This is a genomic window from Bdellovibrio sp. BIS2 (assembly GCF_055398295.1).
This window is the reverse complement of the sequence record NZ_AP035879.1, coordinates 99169-123832: the sequence shown is the minus strand read 5'-3', so window position 1 is coordinate 123832 and position 24664 is coordinate 99169. Positions and strand designations below refer to the sequence as shown.

General features: G+C 50.2%; 27 protein-coding genes. 16 read left to right on the top strand and 11 right to left on the bottom strand.

The genetic code is table 11. The features are described 5' to 3' along the window. Entirely contained in the window at window positions 1-834 is an 834-nt protein-coding gene (gene mtgA / locus ACZ520_RS00635) for a monofunctional biosynthetic peptidoglycan transglycosylase (protein ID WP_088566645.1), read from the top strand. Further along, window positions 831-1238 (top strand): 2-thiouracil desulfurase family protein, encoded by a 408-nt coding sequence (locus tag ACZ520_RS00630; protein ID WP_088566646.1) that lies wholly within the window; start codon window positions 831-833, stop codon window positions 1236-1238. Before mtgA ends, ACZ520_RS00630 begins: the two co-directional genes overlap by 4 nt. On the opposite strand, the gene ACZ520_RS00625 is transcribed toward ACZ520_RS00630, so the two are convergent. From ACZ520_RS00625 to lysC, 6 genes are all read right to left on the bottom strand, one after another. Next, on the bottom strand, window positions 1239-2027 hold the full coding sequence (locus ACZ520_RS00625) for an ABC transporter permease (RefSeq protein WP_011162751.1): 789 nt from the start codon (window positions 2025-2027) through the stop codon (window positions 1239-1241). Then, window positions 2027-2953 carry an ABC transporter ATP-binding protein gene (locus ACZ520_RS00620; RefSeq protein WP_374031700.1) on the bottom strand — a complete coding sequence of 309 codons (927 nt, stop codon included), beginning with the start codon at window positions 2951-2953 and terminating at the stop codon, window positions 2027-2029. The genes ACZ520_RS00625 and ACZ520_RS00620 overlap by 1 nt, the downstream gene beginning before the upstream one ends. Further along, entirely contained in the window at window positions 2953-4767 is a 1815-nt protein-coding gene (gene typA, locus ACZ520_RS00615; protein WP_088566648.1) for a translational GTPase TypA, read from the bottom strand. Before typA ends, ACZ520_RS00620 begins: the two co-directional genes overlap by 1 nt. Before the next feature lie 122 nt (window positions 4768-4889). After that, window positions 4890-5903, bottom strand: coding sequence for a tRNA dihydrouridine synthase DusB (dusB, locus tag ACZ520_RS00610; protein ID WP_088566649.1), 1014 nt, complete (start codon window positions 5901-5903; stop codon window positions 4890-4892). A gap of 232 nt (window positions 5904-6135) precedes the next feature. After that, on the bottom strand, window positions 6136-6735 hold the full coding sequence (locus ACZ520_RS00605; RefSeq protein WP_464127041.1) for a nitroreductase family protein: 600 nt from the start codon (window positions 6733-6735) through the stop codon (window positions 6136-6138). Between the two features lie 48 nt (window positions 6736-6783). After that, on the bottom strand, window positions 6784-8166 hold the full coding sequence (gene lysC / locus ACZ520_RS00600) for a lysine-sensitive aspartokinase 3 (protein ID WP_464127039.1): 1383 nt from the start codon (window positions 8164-8166) through the stop codon (window positions 6784-6786). A gap of 84 nt (window positions 8167-8250) precedes the next feature. On the opposite strand from lysC, the gene ACZ520_RS00595 reads away from it, so the two are divergent. Then, window positions 8251-8745, top strand: coding sequence for a hypothetical protein (locus ACZ520_RS00595; protein WP_374034512.1), 495 nt, complete (start codon window positions 8251-8253; stop codon window positions 8743-8745). On the opposite strand, the gene mltG is transcribed toward ACZ520_RS00595, so the two are convergent. Genes mltG through ACZ520_RS00570 form a run of 5 tightly spaced genes read right to left on the bottom strand, consistent with a single transcriptional unit; the run spans window position 8742 to window position 15093 of the window. After that, window positions 8742-9824, bottom strand: coding sequence for an endolytic transglycosylase MltG (mltG, locus tag ACZ520_RS00590; protein ID WP_088566653.1), 1083 nt, complete (start codon window positions 9822-9824; stop codon window positions 8742-8744). The genes ACZ520_RS00595 and mltG overlap by 4 nt on opposite strands. Beyond that, window positions 9824-11341: a succinylglutamate-semialdehyde dehydrogenase gene (locus ACZ520_RS00585; RefSeq protein WP_416479687.1), complete on the bottom strand. Its 1518-nt coding sequence runs from the start codon at window positions 11339-11341 to the stop codon at window positions 9824-9826. Before ACZ520_RS00585 ends, mltG begins: the two co-directional genes overlap by 1 nt. Window positions 11342-11344: 3 nt before the next feature. Next, complete coding sequence (locus ACZ520_RS00580) at window positions 11345-12373, bottom strand: arginine N-succinyltransferase (protein WP_088566655.1); 1029 nt, start codon at window positions 12371-12373, stop codon at window positions 11345-11347. After that, complete coding sequence (locus ACZ520_RS00575; RefSeq protein WP_088566656.1) at window positions 12370-13716, bottom strand: M20/M25/M40 family metallo-hydrolase; 1347 nt, start codon at window positions 13714-13716, stop codon at window positions 12370-12372. The genes ACZ520_RS00580 and ACZ520_RS00575 overlap by 4 nt, the downstream gene beginning before the upstream one ends. Then, complete coding sequence (locus ACZ520_RS00570) at window positions 13717-15093, bottom strand: aminotransferase class III-fold pyridoxal phosphate-dependent enzyme (protein WP_088566657.1); 1377 nt, start codon at window positions 15091-15093, stop codon at window positions 13717-13719. A 135-nt stretch (window positions 15094-15228) separates the two neighbouring features. On the opposite strand from ACZ520_RS00570, the gene ACZ520_RS00565 reads away from it, so the two are divergent. From ACZ520_RS00565 to ACZ520_RS00505, 13 genes are all read left to right on the top strand, one after another. Further along, entirely contained in the window at window positions 15229-16014 is a 786-nt protein-coding gene (locus ACZ520_RS00565) for a tetratricopeptide repeat protein (RefSeq protein WP_464127035.1), read from the top strand. A gap of 34 nt (window positions 16015-16048) precedes the next feature. Next, complete coding sequence (locus ACZ520_RS00560; RefSeq protein WP_464127033.1) at window positions 16049-16786, top strand: outer membrane protein assembly factor BamD; 738 nt, start codon at window positions 16049-16051, stop codon at window positions 16784-16786. Further along, window positions 16786-17508: a tetratricopeptide repeat protein gene (locus ACZ520_RS00555; protein WP_464127031.1), complete on the top strand. Its 723-nt coding sequence runs from the start codon at window positions 16786-16788 to the stop codon at window positions 17506-17508. The genes ACZ520_RS00560 and ACZ520_RS00555 overlap by 1 nt, the downstream gene beginning before the upstream one ends. 12 nt (window positions 17509-17520) lie before the next feature. After that, the gene (gene hpt / locus ACZ520_RS00550; RefSeq protein ID WP_088566661.1) at window positions 17521-18039 is read left to right on the top strand and encodes a hypoxanthine phosphoribosyltransferase; all 519 of its coding nucleotides are present in this window, start codon (window positions 17521-17523) and stop codon (window positions 18037-18039) included. A gap of 297 nt (window positions 18040-18336) precedes the next feature. After that, window positions 18337-19824 carry a HAMP domain-containing methyl-accepting chemotaxis protein gene (locus tag ACZ520_RS00545; protein ID WP_088566662.1) on the top strand — a complete coding sequence of 496 codons (1488 nt, stop codon included), beginning with the start codon at window positions 18337-18339 and terminating at the stop codon, window positions 19822-19824. 10 nt (window positions 19825-19834) lie between these two features. Then, complete coding sequence (locus ACZ520_RS00540; RefSeq protein WP_088566663.1) at window positions 19835-20143, top strand: hypothetical protein; 309 nt, start codon at window positions 19835-19837, stop codon at window positions 20141-20143. A 153-nt stretch (window positions 20144-20296) separates the two neighbouring features. After that, window positions 20297-20485: a Flp1 family type IVb pilin gene (locus tag ACZ520_RS00535; protein WP_088566664.1), complete on the top strand. Its 189-nt coding sequence runs from the start codon at window positions 20297-20299 to the stop codon at window positions 20483-20485. A gap of 49 nt (window positions 20486-20534) precedes the next feature. Further along, a complete protein-coding gene (locus tag ACZ520_RS00530; RefSeq protein WP_011162732.1) occupies window positions 20535-20729 on the top strand; it encodes a hypothetical protein in 195 nt (64 codons plus the stop codon). Then, on the top strand, window positions 20726-20974 hold the full coding sequence (locus ACZ520_RS00525) for a hypothetical protein (RefSeq protein ID WP_011162731.1): 249 nt from the start codon (window positions 20726-20728) through the stop codon (window positions 20972-20974). The genes ACZ520_RS00530 and ACZ520_RS00525 overlap by 4 nt, the downstream gene beginning before the upstream one ends. A gap of 9 nt (window positions 20975-20983) precedes the next feature. Next, entirely contained in the window at window positions 20984-21625 is a 642-nt protein-coding gene (locus ACZ520_RS00520) for a hypothetical protein (protein WP_464127028.1), read from the top strand. Further along, complete coding sequence (locus ACZ520_RS00515; RefSeq protein WP_088566666.1) at window positions 21619-22125, top strand: hypothetical protein; 507 nt, start codon at window positions 21619-21621, stop codon at window positions 22123-22125. The genes ACZ520_RS00520 and ACZ520_RS00515 overlap by 7 nt, the downstream gene beginning before the upstream one ends. 14 nt (window positions 22126-22139) lie before the next feature. Then, window positions 22140-23051 (top strand): Flp pilus assembly protein CpaB, encoded by a 912-nt coding sequence (cpaB, locus tag ACZ520_RS00510; RefSeq protein ID WP_015089307.1) that lies wholly within the window; start codon window positions 22140-22142, stop codon window positions 23049-23051. A 34-nt stretch (window positions 23052-23085) separates the two neighbouring features. After that, entirely contained in the window at window positions 23086-24615 is a 1530-nt protein-coding gene (locus ACZ520_RS00505; protein WP_464127026.1) for a BON domain-containing protein, read from the top strand. Window positions 24616-24664 lie beyond the last annotated feature (49 nt).

The following is a 24664-nucleotide window of genomic DNA, read 5'->3' as shown; positions in this document are numbered from 1 at the left end:
ATGATCAAAAAGCTAATCTTTTTCTTACTGGGTGTTGTGACTTTGATGGGTGTTGCTGTGGCGTCGCTCTGGGCCTGGCTTCCTTCGGATAAGGACATTCGCGGCTGTATGGTCACAAAAATGTACCAAGTGGAACTGTGCCCCGGTTCCAAAAACTATGTCCCGTTAAAGCAGATTGCCCCCATCCTGCAAAAGACCATCATCCTGACCGAAGATTCAAATTTCTATAATCATAAGGGCTTTGACTGGGATGCGATTGAAAAGAACGCCAAAGAAGGCTGGGAAACCGGCGTCTTTAAGCGCGGCGGTTCCACCATCACGCAGCAGCTCGCCAAAAACATGTTCCTGAACAAGGACCGCACCTTTATTCGCAAGGGTCTTGAAGCCATCATCACCGACCGCATCGAGCACACCCTGACCAAAAAAGAAATCCTGGAAAGATATCTGAACGTGGTGGAGTTCGGCAAAGACATCTATGGCGTCAAAGCAGCCGCGAAGTACTATTTCAAAAAATCACCGGCAGAACTGACAGTGGTTGAATCGGCATTCCTGGCGATGGTCCTTCCAAACCCCGTGAAATATTCCCAGTCCTATTACCGAAAAGAACTGACACCCTTTGCGCGCAAACGCCTGGGAAGAATTGTTGATGACCTTTTCCAGTATCACCGGATTTCGCAGGAAGAATACGACATTGCCAGTGCCCAGGTGGCCTATTTCTTCCAGCCTGAGCCACCACCGGAAGAGCTGACTTCAGGTGAAGAGGTGCCGACTTTGGAAGAACTTGAAAATCTGGAATCCCAAGAGCAGCTTGAGAACAGCGAGGAGACCGAATGAAAATTGTATCCGCCTGTCTTTCCGGTGTTCACTGCCGCTATGATTGCAAAGCCCAGACAAGATCCCCGATCGAAGAGATGGTGCAAAATGGTGAAGCCATTCCCGTCTGCCCCGAACAATTGGGCGGCCTTTCGACTCCCCGTCCGCCCGCAGAGCGTATTGGCGACAAAGTTCTAACCAATCAAGGTGTGGATGTGACCGAGCAATACACCCGCGGAGCGGAAGAGGCACTAAGAATTGCCAAGCTTGTCGGCGCCACCGAGGCGCTGTTGAAATCCAAATCCCCGATGTGCGGATGTGGAAAAATCTATGACGGCACCTTCACCGGCGCCCAAAAAGACGGTGATGGTGTCTTTGCCGAGCTTTTAAAAAAACACGGCATTAAAGTCACAGCGATCGACTGATTATTTAAGCAGCTTCTTGCGAATGCGGAAAAAGGCGATGTTCATGCAAATCCACGTCGCCACCAGCAGAATCAAAACGTGAATCAAAACCCACAAGGTCGGCCCCTGATGCAGCACTTCGCGCACGGCTGCCACCGCGTGTGTCAGCGGGAACAAATAAGCCACATAACGAAGCGCCGCTGGCAACTGATCCAGCGGGAAGTAAGTTCCACTGAGCAGACTCATAGGAACAATCAAACCTGAAGTGGAATAGATAAAGGAATCGTAGTTGCGCGCATAAGAAGTCAGAATCATTCCGATGCAGGAAAACAGTGCGCTCATCAGGAACAGAATCGGCAACGCCAGCAAAATACGATAAGAGTCAATCAAACCAAAGAACAAAGCCACAATCGTGACCCCGGTCACACCAAAGAAACCTTTGCTGGTCGCCCACAACAGTTCGCCCGCCACAATTTCTTCAGGTCCCACACGCGTCAGCATGATTGTCGCGTAGGTTTTCTGATGAGTCAGCTTCGTGTAATTCCCGTAAGTGCCTTCAAAGAAAGCCACCATCATCGCTGTCGTGGACAACAACGCCGGGAAGAAGAATTCAATATAAGACATGCCACCCATGTTGTTCACAAAGGCGCCAAGACCAAATCCAATGGCTCCCAGATAGATCACTGGCTCCAGCACAATCCAGAACAGGGACACAAGCCAGGTCTTTTTAAAGTACATAAAATTGCGGGACCATACTTTCATGGCGCCGCTGTTCACTGTGGGAATGGTAAAGCAGTCTTTCAGCTTCATTATTCGTCCCTCAGTTGATGACCCGCAAGCTTCAAAAAGACGTCGTTCAACGTCGGCTTGCGGATAAAGATCTTATCACTGGCAATCAGGTCCACGACACGACGGCCCTCCTGATTTTCCTTCACCAGAACAGACACGGTGTCTTTGATCACCTGATACGAGAACCCCTCGGCGCGCAAACGGCCCAGGTAATAATTCAGATCCACCGGATTGGTGTCGAACTCCACCACTTCCTTGCCGATCAGATCGCGAATCAGATCGCGGGGCTTACCGACGGTCAGAATGCGGCCGCCATCGATGATCGCCACACGATCACACATCTGCTCGGCTTCTTCCATATAGTGGGTGGTCAGCACCAAAGTGCTTTTCTCAGATTTTAGATGCTTGAAGAAGTCCCAGATCCAAACTCGCGCCTGCGGGTCAAGACCCGTGGTCGGCTCATCCAGGAAAACCACTTCCGGAGAGTTAATCAGGCCCCGGGCAATTGCCAGACGGCGCTTCATGCCACCGCTCAGCGTTTCCACCGAGCGGTCCTGATATTCTTCCAGCTTCATCAGACGCAACAAGGCCTGGGCTCGAAGATCGGCCTCAGCAACAGGGATATTATGAAAGCTTGCGTAGACGAGAAGGTTTTCAAGGACTGTAAAGTCAGGATCAAGGCCGTCCTCTTGCGGGACGACCCCTATGCGAGATTTGATCTCGCGGAAATTCTTTTTTACGTTCAGGCCAAGAACATAAAGTTCCCCGCTTGAAACCAGGGCTGAGCAATACATCATTTTCATGGTTGTAGATTTGCCAGCCCCGTTTGGACCAAGAAGCCCGAAACATTCGCCTTTGTAAATTTCAAGATTGATTCCGTCGACGGCGATCTTGTCGTCGTACTTCTTTGTCAGATCTTTTATTTCAATGGCGACGTTCGTACTCATTATTCCTTCGCTGCTTTTGCACGTTTGTGCGGATCAAGTTCACGCAAACGAAGACGGATGTGCTTCGGCGTCACTTCGATCAGCTCAGATTCTTTGATCCATTCCATCGCTCTTTCCAAAGTGAATTTTTTCACCGGAACCAGACGGATAGCTTCATCAGAACCCGAAGCACGTACGTTTGACAATTTCTTTTCACGAGTGATGTTCACTTCTAGATCATTTTCCTTGGCGTGTTCACCAACGATCATGCCTTCGTACACTTCATCACCGTGCTCAACCATCATGACACCACGCTCTTGAAGATTCCAGATCGCGTAGGATGTCGCAGTACCTTTACGGTCAGAAATCATCGCACCGTTCAAACGGTGTTCGATTTCACCACGATAGTCATCCCAACCGTCAAATTGGGTGTTCAGCAAACCGGTACCACGAGTGTCCGTCAGGAACTCAGAACGGTAACCGATCAAACCACGGGAAGGAATACGGAACTCCAGACGAGTACGGCCGGAACCCTTTTGAACCATGTTAGTCATCACACCTTTGCGTTTACCCAACTTTTCAGTCACGGCACCAACGTAAGCATCTTCGATATCGATAACCGCGATCTCCATTGGTTCCATTTTCTTGCCGTTTTCCTCTTTGAAGACAACAGTCGGTTTGGAAACCAGAAGCTCGAAGTTTTCACGGCGCATTTGTTCGATCAAAACGCCCAACTGAAGCTCACCACGACCCACAACTTTGAACGCATCTGTAGAGTCCGTTTTTTCCACGCGGATAGCCACGTTGTACAACAACTCTCTGTCCAGACGGTCGATGATTTTACGGGAAGTCACGTTCTTACCATCAAGGCCGGCGAAAGGACCGTTGTTGACAGAGAAGACCATGCCCACTGTCGGCTCTTCAACGCGGATACGCGGAAGTGGACGAGGATCCAAAACAGAAGTGATGGTGTCACCGATAGTGAAATCTTCCATACCCGCGATAACAACCATGTCACCCGCGCCAACTTCCTGAGCAGGAACCTGGGAGTTCACTTTGTACTGGAACAATGCGGATACTTTAACTTTCTTCTGAGCGTTCGCCTGAACGCAAAGAACTTCGTCACCCACTTTGATGGTACCGGCTCTCATACGACCGATCGCCAGACGACCTACGTAGTCATTGTAAGAGATGTTGGAAACCATAACCTGAAGTGGAGCGTTTTCCTCGATAGTTGGAGGCGGAACCAGGTTTACGATTGCATCGTAAAGAACTTCCAGGGAACCAGTGTTAACCGCTGGATCCAAAGTCGCCATACCTTCACGCGCGATAGCGTAAACAGTGTGGAAATCACATTGCTCTTCAGTTGCATCCAAATCGATGAACAAGTCGAACAATTCGTTATGAACTTCCTGAATACGAGCATCAGAACGGTCAATTTTGTTGATACAAACGATAACTTTTTTGCCGCCCTCAAGAGCTTTTTTCAAAACGAAACGAGTCTGTGGCAATGGACCTTCGGAAGCATCGCAAAGAAGGATACAACCATCAACCATGTTCAGGATACGCTCAACCTCGCCGCCGAAGTCACTGTGCCCCGGTGTATCGACGATATTAACTTTGATATCTTTGTACATGAAGGAGGCGTTCTTTGCCGCGATCGTGATCCCACGCTCTCTCTCAAGATCCATGGAGTCCATCAGGCGCTCTTCAACGTGCTCATTGTCACGGAAAGTACCTGCTTGTTTAATCAAGTGGTCAACCAGTGTCGTCTTACCGTGGTCGACGTGCGCGATGATCGCGATATTTCTAATTTTCTTCGGATCTTGAATCATATTTACCCTTCGTTATGAAACTCTCTAAAAACAAAACACTTAAAACTTAAACTAAAATCAAAACAAATGCTCGTCAGGCTCTTGTCAAAACGCCATCAGAGGCCCCTGCAGTTCACGGTTTGTTAACCGTGACCGCCCATTAAGAAATCTTCCTGACTGGTGTCTTCTTGTTCTACATTTCCAATACTTGCGAAAAACTCATTCGCTAAGGCCATGATCTCGTCATTGCTTTTGGACTGGAATAGATTCTTACGGAATTGAGCCGCTCCAGAATACCCTGTTGAGAACCAAGCTGCAAACTTTCTGAGCTGGATCCCGGTGATGTGCTCATCACAATGCGCCACGATCTCTTTTTGCAGACCCTGGAACAGACTCACATAATCCCTCTTCACGTCCTTAATCGGCTCGCCTCGCCACAAGGACAGGGCATCCATGAAGATAAACGGGTTTTTAAGGCACCCACGGCCGATCATCACCCCGTCACAACCGGACTGCTGCAGTCTTAAATTGGCCTGACGAGGAGTGAGGATGTCTCCGTTTCCAAGAATGGGAATCTTGGTATTGGCTTTAACATCCGCGATGAAGTCCCAGTCCGCAAGTCCGGTATAGGCCTGCGCACGGGTGCGCCCGTGGATCGCAACCCAGGAAACCCCTTCGTTGTAGGCAATATTACAAATTTCAGTGGCGTTGCGGGAATTCGCATCCCAGCCCGTGCGGATCTTGATTGTCAGAGGAATTTTAATCGCCGCTTTGACAGTGGAAACCATCTTTTGCACGGCCGCCGGGTCTTTCAGGATCGCGGAACCCGCCCCCTTTTTCACGACCTTCGGAACAGGACAACCAAAGTTCAGATCGACAAAGTCACAACCATCCGCCTCGGCCACCTGGGCGGCGCGGGCCACGATCTCGGGCTCTTCACCAAAAAGCTGGATGCCGATGGGGCGCTGAGATTCATCAAAGCTCATCAGCTTCAAAGTGCGATCGGACTTGTATTCAATACCACTGGCACTGACAAGTTCGGTGACGACAACACTGGCATCTAATTTTTTGATAAAGGTGCGAAAAGCGTGATCCGTGATCCCGGCCATAGGGGCAAGGACAAAGGGATTTGTCTTTAAGGCTTCAACTGGATTCATAGGGGAAGCGATATATCAAAATCCCCATTCTATGGATAGGGAAAACCACCGAATAAACAAAAGAAATCGAGAGCTTATAGGTTTTTCAGGCCCGATGACCACGGGCTTTACGGGGAAAGCGCCTTCTGAAAGACCGTCTATTCGATTGAGGTGGTTTTAAGCCAATGAAAAAGGGGCCCAATGGACCCCTTTGTTCATACAAAACCAAATAATTTTATGTACTTAACTTACTTTATTCAAGCCAAGTTACGCGGCCCTCAGTTTGGCGGGGGGCTTTGGGGGGATTGTGATCCGGGTATCCCATCACCATCGCACACAAAAGTTCCAGCTCCCCTCGCTGGTATTCCGGAAGTTTATCCACACCCAGGAACTGATCGACCTCTTCCTTGATCTCTAGTGGAGCGCCCATCGTGCAACTGCCAAGGCCTTCCACCAGACACGCCAGATTCATGTTTTCCACCGCCATGTACACCGAACCAATGCTGGTGTGATAGCGCTCTTCAGAGTCATTATGGGAATACGCAAACACAATCACCGGCGCATCGCCGAGTGTGTAGAAGAATCTTTCTGTGAAATCATAAAGCGACGGCTTCAGTCTTTGCGACAAAATGTCTTTGATGCCCAGCCAGGATTTTTGCGAATACTTCAAATACTCGTCGCGCTTTTTTCCCGTCACAACAAAGAAGCGCCAGTTCTGACGATTCTTTCCCGACGGCGCCTGCATTCCCGCAGCCAATACTCGCTCGATCACGTCTTTAGGAATCGGCTCAGCCTTATACTTGCGAATGGACTTCCTAGATTCCAGCAACTTGTAAAATTCATTCTTTTCCATTCGTAAATCTCCTTACGCGACGCTTCGGAAAAAGTAAGCAGGTACCTTTTAGGCCATTTCTTCGATGCCGGCTTCAATGAAACAAGCATGCAGGCGTTTAATGGCTTCGGGGCCATGCTCGTCAGCCACCAGGAAGCAGAAGTTGTGTTTGCTGGCGCCCAGACAGATCATGCGAACATTGATGTCTGGAATGGCTTCGAAAATTCTTTTTCCCAAGCCCGGCGTGTGGTTGATGTTGTTTCCGATCAAAGAAATCAGCGCCAGGTTTTCTTCGACCTGAACATCCGCAATCTGGGACAGATCCTTGATCAGATTTTTGTTCAGCAAAGTCGAGTCATCCAAAGTCACGCTGACTGAAATCTCAGAAGTCGTAATTGCATCAATACTGACTTTATGATCATTGAAGATTTTGAAAATCTGGAACAGGAAGCCATGCGCGTACAGCATTTCCGGGGTGGAAAGGGTTACGAGCACCTGCTTTTTTCGAAGCGCCATCGCACGAATCAGAGGGTGATCTTCCACATCCATGCGCACCCAGGTGCCACGGGCCTCAGCATCAAAGCTCGAGCCCACAAAGACCGGAATATTTTTACGAATTGCCGGCAGCAATGTCGCCGGATGCAAAACTTTCGCGCCAAAAGTGGCTAGTTCGGAAGCTTCTTTGAATGAAATCTCACTGATCGGCTGAGCCTTCGGACACAGGCGCGGATCGGTCGTTGCAATCCCCGCCACATCTGTCCAGATTTCCAAAACATCGGCAGACACACCTTCCGCCAGAATCGCTGCCGAATAATCACTGCCACCGCGACCCAACGTTGTGGTGATACCCTCTTCGGTCATGCCGATGTAACCTTGCGTGCACACGACTTTCTTTCCGTCACGCAGGAATGAAAGATTCTTCTGGCAAAGACTGGCCACCTCGTTTGTAAGTGGCTTGGCTTTACCGAACTGATCATCCGTGCGCAGAACTGTTCGCACATCCAGAAGTTCCGCGGATTTTGTGGAGTTATGCTTTTTTAGAACCTGAGACATCGCTTCGGTGAAAAGCACGGAAGACATTCTTTCACCCAGACTCATCAGGGTGTCCATGGCTTTGACAGAGCAGTCTTTCAAAAGGTGCACACCTTTTGCCAAAGAGCTCATTTCTTCAAACAAAGAATCCAATTTCACTTGAGCATCGGCAGGCAGCTTCAGATCCTGGGCGATCTTGTTGTGTTTATCCTGAATCTTGGAAAGGATTTTTTCTGATTCCGGCCAAGCCTGGGATTCAGCCGTTTTGCCAAGAGCAATCAGATCGTTCGTGGTGCCGGAGGTGGCAGACACTACCACCAGGCCTGAACCCTGACGGAAGCTGACTTCCGCACTGCGAAGCATACAGTCTGCATCTCCCATGGAGGTGCCGCCAAATTTAGAAACTACCAGTTTTGCCACATGCACTCCTTGGCCCTTGGGCCAGGGAATATCCTAATGCGGTTATGCTTTTTCATTCAACGACTTTTATGGCAGACTTTCCCTATGAACGCGACCACCTCTGATACGACATTTAAGAAAAAAGAAATCATCCTTATGGGAGCCCTTGCCTTGATTGCCATGGCTTTGACCGTGGTGGCCGTGGTCCCTTCCCTGCGCGGAAAAGTCAAAGATGCTTTTTTAAGTTCAGAGCGCAAGATCGTCGCCAAAGTGGACGGCACCCTGGGCCCGGACGGCCCCAAAGTGGTGGTTCTTAAAATCCAAAGCCGCAACAGCTTAAGCTTGGAAGTCTATGATGCCGCCGCCGAAGGCTTGACCTTGATGGCAAGACTGCCGCTGTATGAAACCCGTGACGGGTTTGTGCTGGTTCAGGGAAATGCCACGAATCTGGCACTGACAGATGTGGACAAGGACGGGACTTTTGAGATTGTGGCACCAACTTATGATGAGCAGATGGTGCCTAGATTAAATATCTTCCGTTACAACCCGCATACGAAATCCTTCGACCGGGCGACAGCTCCCGAGGGCTTTGAGCCCTAGTTTTTATCCGGAGTGGTCGGGCGTTTTTGCAGGTCTCTCCAGGATTTTCCTTCACGCGCTTTACGATCCAACTGGAATTTTTGAACCGCACGCTGATGACCTTTGTAGTCTTCAGAAAACACATGGGTCCCGTCGTTCTGACTGACAAAGAACAAATACTGGCTTTCCTGAGGCTTGACCGCCGCCAAAATCGCTTCACGCCCCGGGTTCGCAATCGGCCCCGGAGGCAATCCATAGATCACATAGGTGTTATAACGAGTGGGCGTTTGCAGATCGGCGCGCGTGATGTTGATCACGATTTTACCCAATGCCTCGGCTTTTCCGTAAATGACTGTCGGGTCTGTTTGCAAGCGCATTTTTTTCGCCAGACGGTTGTGGAAAACAGAAGAAATCAAAGGCCTTTCTTCCGGCGCACCCGTTTCTTTTTCGATGATGCTTGCCAACGTCACTACTTGATTGCGGGTCATGGATTTGATTTCAGCCTGAGCCATCACCTCGTTATAAACGTACAAGAAACGCTTCACCATGTTTGAAATCAGCGTTTTGGTGTCCGTGTATTTGGTCAGCATGTAGGTTTCCGGGAACAAATAACCTTCCAGACTGTCAGCCTTTTCACCCAGCAGGCTTTGAATCAAAGCCGGGTCACGCACCAAAGCCATGAAGCTTTCGGCCGTGCCGAAGCCCTGCTTTTCGTAAAGTTCGGCAATCTCGTAAGTGCTCAGGCCCTCACTGACCGTGAAGCTTCGGGCGATGCTTTTCCCGGATGTGATGGCCTCAAGGACTTCAGCCGGAATCATGTTCGTGCGAAGAAGGTATTCACCGACTTTGATTTTGGAACGATCCCCTTTAAAGCGGGCAAAAAGATTAAAGAACGTGGCGTTTTTCACAAGGCCCTTTTCTTCAAGCTCTTTGGCAATCGTGGCAAAGCCTTTTCCCGGAGTGACTTCGTAAACCACATCCTGAGCCACATCGCTGGGACGGGAGTTGGTAAACTGATAGGCCAAATAGGCCACGCCGCCACCGACAGAGGCCAAAAGGATCACCACCGCAAGAATCAAAACCAAAATCGTTTTCTTCATTACTTCATGTCCAAGTTCATGCCCGGCAAAATTTTTGTCGGGTCAAAAGGAGTCGTATCTTCAAGGCTCGCCACCGGAACCGTGCAGTACTGAATTGCAAAGTGCGCAGAAGGACGATCATTGCCGGACTTACCCATGCCACCAAATGGCAGACGGGAACTGGATCCGTTGGTCGTGCGATTCCAGTTCAAAAGACCCACACGCGCCTTCAACAAAGCCTGCTCGTAAAGTTCCTTGTTCTTAGAGAACAGCGCCATCACCAGGCCATAACCTGAAGAGTTCACGATATTCATCGCCTCGTCAAAGTTGTCAGATTGATAGATCGCCACATTCGGGCCAAAGATCTCGCTTTTCTGATAAACGCTGTTTGGATCAAACTTGTTCACCAGATGGATCGACGGCGTCACATAGTAACCTTTGTGTTTCAAATCCAACGCTTTACCGCGCATCAGGCTTTCACAGTTTTCGCGGTTGGCGATTTCCTGGAAGCGGATGTATTTTTCCACCGCCGCTTCATTGATCAACGGACCCATGAAGTTGTTTTCTGTCCAGTGACCGATCGTCAGCTTTTTTGCCGCCTGATAGAATCTTTCTGTGAACTCGTCAGCGATTTTCGGGTGCAGGATAATACGGCTGGTGCAGGAACAGCGCTGACCTGCGGTCATATACGAACCCACAAGGCTTTCATAGATGGCCTTGTCCATATCCGCATCATCCCAGACAACCGTGGCGTTCTTACCACCCATTTCAAGAGCCAGGATTTTCCAGTAGTGATTCAAAGTCTCTTGCTTGATTTTCAAACCGACTTCGTAAGAACCCGTGAACAAGATCCCGTCGACATGCTCGTTGGCAACCAAACGTCCCCCGGCCGCGCCGGCACCCTGAACCAGATTGAAGACGCCTGGCGGGAACTGGGCTTTTTCATAGATTTCCGCCATGAACTGACCCACGGCCGGTGTCTGTTCGGAAGGCTTGAACACCACGGTATTGCCCGCGATCAACGCCGGAATGATGTGGCCGTTGGGTAAATGCGCCGGGAAATTGAACGGACCCACTACCGCCATCACCCCGCGAGAGCGATAACGAATTACACCTTCCACTTGCGGAAGAGCGTTGGGAATTCTTTCTTCCGCCACCAGATTCAAAGACTGATTCAATGTGATGTCGATTTTTGCGCCCAAAGCTTTGGCTTCGGTCAACGCTTCCCAGGTCGGCTTCCCCGTATCACGGGAAATCACCTGCGCCATTTGTTCCGCGTGAGAATCAAACAGCTCCTTCAAACGCATCAGATAGCCGCGACGCTCGTCCACAGACAGCATCGCCCAGCCCATGTAGGCCTTTTTCGCCGCCACGCAGGCTTCGTCAATGTGGTCATTTTTAAATGGCACCGTCATGACAAGATCAGACAAGTCGGCGGGGCTGATGTCCTTGAACTCGCCGTCCCCTTTGCTGACCGGAACAAAACGTCCGTTGATAAAGTCACCTTTGTATTTGATTGGGAAGATGGTGGTGCTCATTTTCTATTTTCCTCTGTTGTAATTAAATGGAGACATATAAATTTCTTCGCCGACTTCAATGCCCAGAAGCTGACGCACTTTTGGCGCCAGCGCCACATCATTGCCGCGCACATCTGCTGAAGCCAGGGAGGCTTTAAACTCCTCACCCGTTGTCGCAACAAGGCCCTGCTCTTTATAAGCAGCATCCTTGAATTCGGTCACCCGCAGACGACGACCTTGGGTGATGGGCAGAATCTGGGACACGTTTGCGCCATAATGAGGACCGCCATCGAAAGGATCGACCTCATCCAGATAACTAAAGCCGATGCTTTCCAAAAGATGCTGGGCAGGCTTCGTGGCTTCACCCACACGGCCCAAAACCAGACGTGCTTTGGCGTCCAGCAGGCAAAGATAAATATCATCCTGCGGGAACAGACTTTCGATAAACTCTTTGTGGGATTGGGAAAGAAGATCCGCTTCCTGATAAGGAAGACCGGTGAATCGGCGGCCCAGAGCCTCCCAGAATTCACTGCGGCCTTCATCTGTCAGTGGCGGCGTCAGTTCACACAGCACACGGTCTTCAAAGCGTTCCGGGTAAAGACCCATGTATAGGAAACGGGAAAGACTGATTTGCTTTCCCAGTTTTTCCGGACGACGTCTGTAAGACTTATCAACAAGAAGTCCTCCGATTTCTGTTGGACCGTCAAAATCCAGCTGAAAGCGCAAAACTTGATGAATAAAGCCCACTCCCAAGTCCTGGGAAAAATGGTCGCGTTTGAAAATTTTGAAATAACTGTGGGGAACTTCATCGTTGCCGTGTTTGGCCAGTACCAGGGAACTTCCCACGACGTACTTTTCTTCGACGTCTTCCAGAACGAAAAGATATTCGGACTGGGTTTTGGAAAGCTTGCCTGCAAACGACTGTTCACTGCGATCGATCTTTTCACCGATCACTTTCTTATCACCCGGCAGGTTCAAAAGATTGAACTGCTTGGCGAGGTCCACCAGTTGATTCAAATCATCGTGATGTACCGGACGTATTATGAAACTCATAAACAAAACCTTTCGATGATCCTTTTATAAAACTCAATAGCTTTGTGCAGATCCTCAATAGAGACATGCTCCTGAGGAGTATGCACATTTCCTTCCCTCTTTCCGGGACCGAAACAAACACATTCAATGCCCACGCGGGTGAAGATGCTGGCTTCATTGGTGGAAGCCTGGGTGATCGGCTTGTCATCAAGTCCCATCGCCCGCAATTCATCCAGACACCCCTTTGCCAGAATCGAAGTCACTTCGGTTCGGAAGGGTTTTTTATAATCATTCACACGGAACGTGGCACCATTGGCTTCGCACACCTGGCGCAGACGGTCCATCCAGCCTTCATAGATTTCATGCGTGATCACCGGAGGGATCCGGCATGAACCGGAAATCTGAATGTCGCCTTCATTGGTGCGGATAAGCCCAATATTCAATGTCGGCGTGGTCGGATAAAAATCATCGTCCTTGTGATCCAAAAACTCCAGCTCCAGAGCCTTCACCGCGCGATAGATATTCGCAATCTTGCGCGAAATCGGTTCTGCGATCTGAGTCACCATATCGATTTCCAGAAACGCGTGGCTGGGAACAGTGTTAAAGTTGATCCCGCCATCCATCTCCATGACGTTCACCGAATCCGGCAGCATCATGAGATATTCAAACATCTTGGCAATCGCACTTTCCCCCAAATGCGGGGTTGAAGAGTGCGCCGCTTTGCCACGGAAAATCTTGGACTGAGTCGACGTACTTTCGCGCAGGTTGTGCTCTTCACGATAGCGCATCTCTTCATCCGAGAACGGCACGTGAATCTCAACACTGGCAAAACCTTTTGCCGCATTAATCACACGCAAATCGCTGGGCTCCCCGATCATCGCCATCTTCGCAGAAATCTTGTTTTTGCGAATCAGCTTCAGCGCCCCTTGCATGCCGGATTCTTCACCGAAAGTTCCAACCAGCACCGGCGGCAAGCGCCACGCACGATGGGTTCCGAAAGACGCCAGCGCCTCCAGCTTGCACAGGAAATCCAGCTTTACATCCGCAGCCCCCAGGCCATGGATTTTTCCGTCGATGATGTGCGCATCAAACGGATTGCTGCCCGTATCTGTCCAAAGTGAAAACGGTCCAGGATCCACCGTGTCCAGGTGCGTTTGCAGCAGGAACTCGGCTTCCGGGCGCTCTGCCACCGGGCGGGCAATCACATTGGCCTGCTCAAGGTCCCCGACAACCTCTTCTTGCTCTTCAACGTGCAGTCCACGCTGACGGCAGAAAGCCGCCACCCACTTGGACAATTCTTTATTGCCGTGAGTGGGTGAGCTGTCGATAGCAATCAGTTGTCGGCAGGCCTCGATGAAGTCCAACTAGACTCCTTCAAGCAAAGTTTTTTCAATCGCTTTCAAAGCGATGTCGATGTCAGCGTCTTCAATGATCGCCGGCACCAGGAAACGGGCACGAACCGGATCTTTCCCGCAAGGGAAAGCAATCACGCCGTTTTGGAACAGTTTGTTCAGGAAGGCATTCACGCTTTCTTTTTTTCCGTCATGCGGAGTGAACGCAATCATCAGACCCATGCCGCCCGCATCCTGCGCGATACCTTTGCAGGAAGTTTCATTCAAACGGTTGATGCCGTCGATGAAGCGTCTGTGAATTTGATTGATACGACCCTGAGGACCCAGGAAGCCTTCACCCAGCATGTCCAGCATTTCCATGCCCGCAGTCAAAGACGGCGTGGAGCCCGAGAACGTGCCGGCGATCAGACCTGGTTTTGGATTGTATTCTTCAGTGTAAAGAGTCGCACCCACCTGGGCTGTTTTTGCGATCGTGCAGATGTCGATGTACTGACCAATATCCAAAGTTTCATAAGCAAAGTATTCACCCGTGCGTGTGAAGGTCTGAACCTCGTCCGCCCAGATCGCGATGTTCTTGGATTTACAGAAATCCAGAAGTGGGATGAAGAATTCACGCGGAGCCGCCTGGTAACCGCCTTCACCCAGCATCGGTTCAAAACCAAAGACAGAAATGTTGCCTTCATGTTTTGCCACGTGCTCTTTCATCACGTTCAAAGCTTTTTCGCCGGATTTTGGATCGCGCTTGTCAAAGAATGGAACGCGCAGAACCTCGTGATATTCAGGCAAACCCTGTTTGTAAGCCGGATTGTCCGTCACTTCCGCCATCATTGTGGAACGACCTGCAAAGGCATCTTTGAAGCCCATCACAAAACGAGCCGGAGAATTTTTCTGACGGGAAAGTTTCAGCGCATTTTCATTGGCCATGGTACCGCAAGTGGCGATCCATGCATATTTCATGCGGCTTTTTTTACTGGCAAGTTTCACCATTTTTTCAGTGAACAAGCGATATTCGTTGTTTGGCTGAAGGTTGCCTTGAGTCAGAATGTCCGCCAAAGAACCACGAACCGCAGCAGCGATCACGCGTGGGTGAGAGTGGCCCATCAGGTGAATACCGATACCGTTGATCAAATCCAACTTCACGCTGCCGTCTTCAAGCTCCACGTAAGGACCGCGGCCCGCGCCCGTACCCATGTACGGATAGTGCAAAGGACGACCACGGAACTGACCGGCAAGATCAATCTTTTGTTTTCCAGAATCTTTAAATTCATCCATCGGAGCGCGAATGCCAGTGATCTGTGCGTTTAGTTTTCCAACTTCGCCAACAAGATCCTGAACCATGGATTTGATTTTATCGGATTGCTGTATCTGATGACCTACAAGAGAACTCATAATACCTTTCGCGGGGCCTAATCTAAGCAGGACCCATTGTTTTTTGAAATGCCCGTCTAGTTTACTCCTGGGTCAGGACTAAGACAAGCCACGCCCTAGACATCAAGAGACTTTTATCTGTAAACTTTGAGAGCTATGTCGAACTTGAAATTGCTCTCTGTGTTCTTTCTTTTTCTGGTTTTGCCCTCTCTAGGCGCGGCGCAAACAGAGACCTCTGCAGATCTTTTTAAGCAGGGAACTCAGTTTTATGTCGCCAAAGACTATGCAAAAGCGAAGGAAAGCTTCTCTAAAGCCCTGCAGAACGATCCGCACAACGCGACGGTTCTTACCAATCTTGCGTTGAGTGAGTTTCAGCTTGGAAACAAGCCCCTGGCAGTTGGCCTTCTGCGCAAAGCCCTGGATTCAGAACCGGAACTTTCCACAGCAGTGGCTGGACTAAAGTTTGTGCTGTCACAGATGCAGGTGAAGGAAGTTCCACATCAGATTGAAACTTACGAAACCCTTCGAAAGAATCTGCTGCAACCCGTTCCCTTGACGGCGTATCTCATTCTTTCCACTCTGCTTTTCTTTGTCGCGGGATGGCTGCTTTTAGGCTATGCGGGCGCTAGACGCCGCGCCCTGACTGAAGAAACCGCGCTGCCAAGATTCCCGACCGTAGCCGTCATTTTGACCCTGGGCTTTGTTATATTTACAGGGCTTCTGGGGTTGAAAATCTATGACCTGTCGGTGACTCGCGGAACCATCATCGAAGAGAAAGTCGCGTTGCAAACCGCCCCAGGTGAAAACCAGGTCTCCATCCTCGATTTATTCGGCGGAATGGAGGTTGTCGCCCACACCACTCAAGGCGATTGGGTGCAGGTGACATACCCAGGCTCTCTTACCGGGTGGATTAAAAAATCCTCACTGCTTTTGACGCGTTGACAGCTGGACCTTGGTCAAAATATGATTTACCTCTATGTTGAAAACGCTCCGAGTCATAGTCATTCTCGCGGCCCTGGGAACTCTGGTTTCCTGTGCCTCCACTGAAAAGAACTCCAATACGCCGGAAGGGGCTTTCGCCATTGCGGAAGAGTACGACAAATCTGAGCGCTATGAAGAAGCCATTCGTCGCTACACCGAAGTAAAAAACAAATTCCCGTACAGCAACTTCGCCACCAAAGCCGAACTTGCAATCGCGGATGTTTACTACAAACAGGAATCCTACGCCGAAGCCCAAGTCTCTTACCAGATGTTCAAAGAGCTTCACCCGACCGTGCCGAACTCGGACTATGTTCAGTTCCGCATCGGCATGAGCTATTACAACCAGCTTCCTTCCACCATTGACCGCGATCTAACTCTGGCCAATGACACAATCTTGAATCTTTCTGATTTGATTAAGAAATATCCGAACTCTGAGTTCGTGGCCGAAGCCAAAGAAAAGCGCACCGCTGCGATTCGCATGCTGGCGGAAAAAGAGGAATACATCGCGGATTTCTACTTCAAACGTAAAATCTTCGACAGTGCTCTGGGCCGCTATGAAGGTCTTTACAATAATTATCGCGGCCTTGGCTTTGATGCCAAAGCCCTTTCCCGTGCCACCATCTCGGCACAGAAAATCGGCGACACCGCGAAAGCAAAAAAATACGAAGCCGTTTTGGCCCGTGACTTCCCTGGCAGTCGCGAACTGAAAGACGCTGAAAAGGAGCTTGAGTAATGAACGCTCTTCATGACGATATGCTCTCTGAAGCCCGTGGATACTTCATCAACGGGAACTACAAGATGGCCGAACCGATTCTGAACCAGATGCTTCTGCAAAACACCCGCAACCCGGAAGTTTATCAGATGCTGGCGACGATCTTTTACGACAAAGGCCAGTTCAGCAAGGCGATTAAAACCTTCCGTCGTGCTCTGGAAATTGATCCGACCTACACCGACGCCAGTGTGGGTCTGTCCATCATTTTGAATGACCTGGGCAAATACGATGAAGGCAAACAGGTGTTCCTGGATGCTCAATCTCAGCTAGAGAAAAAATCCGGCAAGCAGGACCCGTTTGTAGACGAAAAAATCGCCTCCAAACACGAGGAACTGGCGGACCTGTATTATCAGTACAAGCGCTACAATGAAGCTTTGGAACAACTGCTGAAGGCACAAAAACTTTCCGGCAGAAAAGCGGAAATCACCATGCGCATTGCCGAAGTTCATGTGCAACTGGGCCAGACTGAGCGTGCGATCAAGGATCTGAAGTCCCTGATTCGCGAATACCCACACCTTATTCCAGCTCGACTGAAGCTTGGGGCGATTTACTACAACTCAAACAATATTGCTGAAGCCACTGAACAATGGGAGAATATCCTTATTCGGGATCCGCAACATCCCGAGGCTTTGCGCTATCTGAAAATGGCGCAGGCTGCTGGCATCACTTCCATCGACTTGTAAGAGGCACACAACATGGCACAACTTAAAGATCAAATGGTTCCCTTCCTGACAAGCGACGAGATCAAAGAACTTGTCGAGACTCTGGCTTCCCAAATTGAAGCTGATTATGAAGGAAAGGAAGTGGTGTTCATCTGTCCTTTGCGCGGCTCCATCCACTTCACTGCGGATTTGATGCGTAAAGTGGACCTGCCTCAGCAGGTGGATTTCGTTCACGTGCAGGCGGTTGAGCGCGGTGGCGCAATCAAGATTGTAAAAGACATCTCCGTGAACATCGCAGGCAAGCACGTGATCGTGGTTGAAGAGATCATCGACACCGGCAGAACTTTGAGCTTCCTAAGAAGCCGTCTGTTTGCGTCTGCTCCGGCATCTTTGAAAATCGTGACCCTGCTGGATAAACCGGCACGCCGTGAACTGCCAATCAAAGCTGATTACATCGGAAAGACTATTGAAGACCGTTATGTTGTTGGATACGGAATGGATTCCGAAGAGCTCGGAAGAAATTATCCGGATATTTACGCGCTGAAAAACTAATCACGCGGACGTCGTTAGGAAACGACGACGTTCACGACGAATAGAATGACCACACAAAAAGCGTAGAGAAAAACAAGGTGCTTAGGCATGCTGAGAAGTCTCCTAAGCCCCAATCTAGAGAGTCTTAGGACCTTCGTCAACACAGGACCCCAACCTAGGTCCAATTTTCTAAACAAAACTCACTTATATCAGAATTAATACCACCTCGTATTCAGGTTGTAGATCGCCCAAAAAGGTCCAGCCAGACTCGGATTGGCATTTAAGGACTCCGAAGAATCTGGCCGGAGGATTCCTTTTATGAACCAACTTTCACTCAAAGGCCGCTTTCTGATGGTGACCGGACTGTTGATGGCGATCGCCCTGATCACCAATCTGCTTTCCTTGGACCGCCTTCGCTTTCAGAACAAGGTCACCGGGGAAATCGGCGAAGTCTGGCTTCCGGCGGTCAGTAAAGCCGCGGATCTGAACATTAATCTGGCCAACTATCGCAAGCTGGAATTCAACCTGCTGGCGACCCAGAGCACTGACGAACGCAAACAGATTCTGGATGAAATGGACAGCCTGCTTGGAAATATCACGATTTACTCGAAGGTTCTGGATCCTTTGCTGACCACCGATGATCTTCGCAAAACCTATGAAGAGTTCCTGGCGGGCTGGGAGGCCTATCAGGAAGAAAGCGAAAAGTTCAAAGGCGCCGTTGATCAGGAAAACGAAAAACTCGCAGAAGAGATCCTGCAAGGGACTTCCAACACCCAGTACACCAAAGCCTATGATTCCCTGAAGAAACTTACCGATGACAGCTACATGGCCGGTGTAAGCAATGCTGAAAACGTCGCCAAGAACTTCAAACTGACCATCTACGTTCTTTCCTCCGTTGTGGGTGTCAGCCTTTTACTGGGGCTTTTTGTCAGCTTCTGGAACATCCGCAAAGTTCAAAGGTCCTTAAACATGGTTGCTGGCGGCCTGGATGAAAGCTCCTCCACCATCCGCAATCGGGCGACGGAGCTGGTGTCTTCCAGCGATCAGATCTCCTCAAGCTCCACGTCCACGGCAGCCTCATTGGAGGAAATCGTTGCATCCATGGAAGAGCTGACCGCCACAGTTCGCCAGAACTCGCTGAACTCCAATCAGGCGGCGAATATCTCCGTTGAAGGCCAGCGTACAGTGGATGAAGGACAGAAAAAACTGGAACGTCTGGTACAGGTGATCAGCGAGATTTCCAACAATTCGAAAAAGATTGAAGAGATCCTGACGATGATTGATGACATCGCCTTTCAGACGAACCTGCTGGCGCTGAATGCGGCGGTGGAGGCTGCGCGTGCCGGGGAACAAGGAAAAGGGTTTGCCGTTGTGGCCGACGCGGTTCGGGCACTGGCGCAAAAAAGCGCCGGGGCTGCCAAAGAAATCAGTGTTCTAATTCACGAGGCTTCCGAAAAATCCAAGCAGGGCGTCAGCCTGGCTGCAGACAGCGACACGGCTTTAAAAGCCATTGTGCAAAACACCCGCACAGTGTCCGAGCTGATTCAAACAGTGGCCCAAGGGTCCCATGAACAGTCCCAGGGCATTGAACAGGTGAACAAAGCCCTGACCCAGATTGATCAAAGCCTGCAAGGCGTGGCTTCATCCATGGGTGCCGTCACAGGCTCCACGGAAGACATGCAAACCCAGTCTGAAGAATTACACAAAATGATGTGTGAACTTCACATTCTGGTCGGACATAAAGAAAATAAAAACAAAGAAAATGAAACCAAACACGGGCACGAAGAAATCGAGTCCGCCATTTAAGGAGTTATCCATGAAGAAATCCACATTGATCGCCGCTTTGATTGTTTTTGGATCTGTTGCAGCCCACGCCGGTGATTGCACGATCACAACCAGCCGTAAGGCCTGCGCCGGAAAGGAAACTGAGGCGTTGAAACCTTACAACGGTAAAAACCCGACTGATGAATCCAAAAAACTGGACAGCGAGGAAGCCTGCCTGAAATGGGGCGAGAAATCCTCCAAAATCATCCGTAAGGGCACGCTGACGGAAAAATCCGTGACTGTCAAATTTGATGGCAAGGATCTTGGCAAGACTTTCGCCGACAAAGCAGAGTGCAAATAGAGCGAAATCGTCTAAGTTCTTTACGCCAGGGAGGTCCAGGGACCTCCCTTTTTATTTTCCCAAAATGAGACGTGCGCGTTGTTCAGTTTCTGTAATCCGTCCTCTAAAGAGAATCCCAAAATTATCCGATATTGTCTCTAAGGAGGAACATCCATGAAGAAGTTTAAGAACTTTTCCAAGAAGCTATTGAAGAATGAACGCGGCCAAGGTGCGACAGAATACATCCTGTTGCTGGTGGTTGTAGTCGCTTTGGTGGTTATCTTCAAAGACAAAATCAAAAGCGCAATGGAAGAAAAAGTCGGTTCATTGGCTAGTGATATCACAGGCTTCAGCGGTAACTAGTTTCTCCTGACGATTTCCGCTATCAAGCTGGGAATAAAAGGGGGACCCAATGACCGTAGAGTATGTGCTTTTACTATTTGCGACCTTCTTCTTTATCCTGAAGGCGTTCATGACTGCTCCGGCCGAGGCCTTTAAAACATCAGGCCCGCGGCTGGGTGCACGCATTGAACAGCAACTCACGACAGGAGCAGGTTTCAAACCCATTGATGGAAATCACATTGGCTGGGACGGAGAAACAAGATGAAAAGGCATGTTAACAACAACAAAGGCCAATTCCTTGTCGAGTCCGTCCTGCTGATGACTTTCATGGTGGGAGCTCTGATCTGGGCAACCGGTCAGCTGCGCGAGAACAAGTATCTTGCGAAACTGATCTCAAGCCCCTGGCAGAAAGTTTCCGGAATGATTGAGTCCGGCGTCTGGGACACCCCGGAAAGCGCCAGGGCCAAGCATCCCAACCAGGTTCGCCGGTCTCTGACCGCAGAACCTTAAAAGGAGAGAATGAGCAGAACGAAGAGCTTCTCCAGTACAATACAAAATGAACGCGGAATGATTTCCGCAGAGTTCATTTTTGCCATCGTCATTGCGGCGGGGCTTTGTATTGTCTTCTTCGCTCTGAACTTCACTCTGTCCATGGCCGAAGTGGCCCAGTACATCGCGTTTTCTGCTTCCCGTGCCCACGCAGCCGGGCACATCGATCAGGACAAGCAGGAACAGATGGCCAAAGACAAATACCTTTCCCTGATCAACAACCGTGAACTTAAGCCTTTATTCAACAAGCCTGACGGCGGATGGTTCGTCCTGTCCCCGCAGATTGATGTTCGTGGTGGTGGTGAATCCGGTCGCACCTTTGACAGCGACTATCGCTACACCGAAGAGCGCGTCCCGCAAGTGGGCGTGCGTTTTGATTTTACAGCCAAACTGCTCAGCCTGAAGGTCGCCTTCCTGGGGCCGACAAACGAGGACGATGCAGGTTTCAGTGCCAAAGTGACCGCCTTCCTGATTCGTGAGCCGACTCAGAAAGAATGTTACGAACTTCAGATCAAGCGTCGCTATGAGGCGGTTTTGAATCTGGATCAACGCTTTAAGGAACTGGCCCGCGACACCGCAGGCTATATTCCCTCGGAGGACAACGGATGCTGAAAAAGCAAAAACGCAAATCCTCCATAAATAACGAGAAAGGGATGGCTGTTTTAGAGCTCGTCCCTATTATCATTGTGATCGTGCTGCTGGTGAACTTCTCTTTGGGGTTCTTCGGCGCCATTCACACCGGGATCCTCAATTCCATTGCCTCCCGGAACTATGCTTTTGAAACTTTCCGCAACCGCGCCAATCTGACTTACTTCCGTTCCACTCCGAATGCGGACGTGGCCCTGACGTACGATAAAGTCGGCATGCGTGTGCATGGAACCCTGTCTGAAAACACCAAAGAAGGTGCCAATGACTGGGTGGCAAGTTCCCGCCGCATTGACTTCATGGCTTTGCAGCGTGAAGCCGCTGAAATTGCGGGAACAAAACCGGAACACGAAAGAACCCGTTCTCTTCCCGGCGGAAGAAACGAAACTCTTTCGGTGAATCCGATCTGGATTAAAACGACGTATGGAATTTGCCTTAACTCCGAGTGCGCAGGCACCGGAAGCTAAGAGAGTGGGACATTATGGGATCAAACGAAACTAGAAATTTATGGCTTTCGATTGCAGCAGGTGTCTTTGCGACCTTCCTGCTGTACAGCTATTCCCAGGAAAAAAAGGCCGAGTACGACAAACGCTTCGGTTCCACTAAGCGTGTGGTCGTAGCCAAGGAAGACATCGCCGAAATGCAGACCATCTACGACACGATGGTTGAAACCAAAGAGCTTCCGGCGGATTTCATCCAGCCTGATGCCATCACGATTCCTGACGAAATCATCGGTAACGTGGCGGCCGTGCCAATCAGAAAAGGCCAGATGGTCGTGAAGAACAACCTTTTGACTCCGGGCCCGGACACAGGGATTTCCCTGCAGGTTGCGCCCAGCAAACGTGCTGTCACCATTCCCGTGGATGAAGTGCGCGGGGTTGCGAAACTGATCCGCCCTGGGGACCGTATTGATATTTACGCCGCGGTGGATTCCGGCAAAGGTGTGAACCAGCGCCGTGAAGTCTTCACCATGATGAACGACGTGGTCGTTCTGGCAACGGGTGTGAGTGTTGTGAATAACATTCCACGCATGTTTGAACTGGATTCAACCGGAAAGAACCTGACCCAGATCGCCCTGACTGGTGACACCAAGTACACCACAATCACGGTCGAAGCGACGCCGAAAGAGGCGCAGGATCTGTTCTATATTCTTTCCACGGCTCCGGGGAACTTGTTCATGGCTTTGAGAAATCCAAGCGACAGAACAATTCCGCCGCGCATGCCAAGTTCGACTTCTGACAGTGTATTGGGAAAACCGATGGTTTCTATGGACGCTCCGGCAGCACCGGCAATCGCGATGCCGCCACGACCTTACGTACCACCGGTTCAACAACAGAGGGCAGCACCTCCGCCAGCACAAAGACCACGCGCCAACGGGTTTCAAACTTTGTAATTGGGTCTGATTTAGGGGAATTGAAGGGGGATATATGAGACGTAAATTTCTGATCACCGGACTGCTCAGTCTGTTTATGATCAGTGGAAATGTGGCCTGGGCCCAGGAAGAACTGGAAGCCTCGCCGACATCATCCTCAGAAGGTGAAGAGGGCGTATATCGTTCTCGCAAATTCATCAATCTCACCCTCGGCATTGAGCAGGACGAGAAGCTTCCCCCGCTTCCGGACAGCATTGAATTCAAAGGTGACTTCCGCCGAATCGTGACTGCGGCGTATGCCAAAGATCTGAATGTGATTCGTTTCACGCCGAAAGGTGAAGGTTTTGCGACCCTGACCATTCACGACAAACGAAACGGCAAGATCGTTGCGGAATTCCGCATCGACGTCAAGAAAAGCAAACTGGACAAGGTTGTACGCGAGATGCGCGCCCTTCTGGGTGACATCGAGGGTATTAACATCAAGATCGTGAACAACCGCGTGGTTGTCGACGGCCAGATCCTTTTGCCAAAAGATCTGGCGCGTATCTATAACGTTGTTCAGCAGTTCGGTGAACAGGCGTCTTCGCTTGTTACCTTGAGCCCGCTGGCACAAAAGAAAATCGCAGAGTTCATTGCCCGCGACATCAACAACCCGGAAATCGAAGTCCGTGCCGTGAATGAAAAAATCATTCTGCAGGGCTGGGCCAATTCTGACGAGGAAGCCAAACGTGCCGAGATCATCGCCAAAACCTATCTGCCCGATATCGTGATCGAGGCCGCCGAGGAAAAAGGTGTGATCAAAAAACGCCGCCCGGCGAATGATGGTGTGATCAACCTGATCCAGATCAAGGAAGCTCCGGCGAAACCACCAAGCAAAATGATCCAGTTGGTGGTGCATTATGTGGAACTGAACAAGGACTATTCCAAGGCCTTCAAGTTCCAGTTCACTCCGGAACTGGGTGACAACTCGCAGATGACCTTCCAGACCGGTGGCGATTCTCCGGGTGGTGTGATCAGCTCGATCACCGGAACTGTTTCCAATCTTTTGCCCAAACTGAACTGGGCAAAACAACACGGCCATGCCCGCGTGCTTGAAAGCACCAGCCTGATCGTGGAAGACGGTAAAAAAGGTGAAATCAAACAGGTGACCAATCAGCCTTATCCGGTCATCGGTAAAGACGGCACCCAAGGAACTGCCTTTGCCGAGGTCGGTATCGTGACGGCGATCACCCCTGTTTTGCTGGGTGAAAAATCCGGCAGTGTGCACATGGAAATGGCCTTTAAGGTGTCCAGCCTTCTGGGGAACACTCCAAGCGGTGCGCCAATCACCAGTGCGAATGAAATGACCTCCACCGTGACGGTGCGCGACCGTCAAAGTGCGGCTGTGGGTGGTTTGATTCGTAACTCGACCTCGACCGGGTACAATCGTCCGGCAGGTCAGAAGAACCCGATCATCAGCCTGTATGCATCCAAAGACTTCATCAAGCAACAAAGCCAGTTCGTGGTCTTTGTTACACCGATAGTTAAGACTTCCGCCAGCTCCGGGGCTGAGCAAATTAAGAAGAAGTTCCGTTTACGCGACTAGGGTCTCGTAAACGGACCTCCTGTTTCAGCCGATAGGAAAGCTGGAGGTC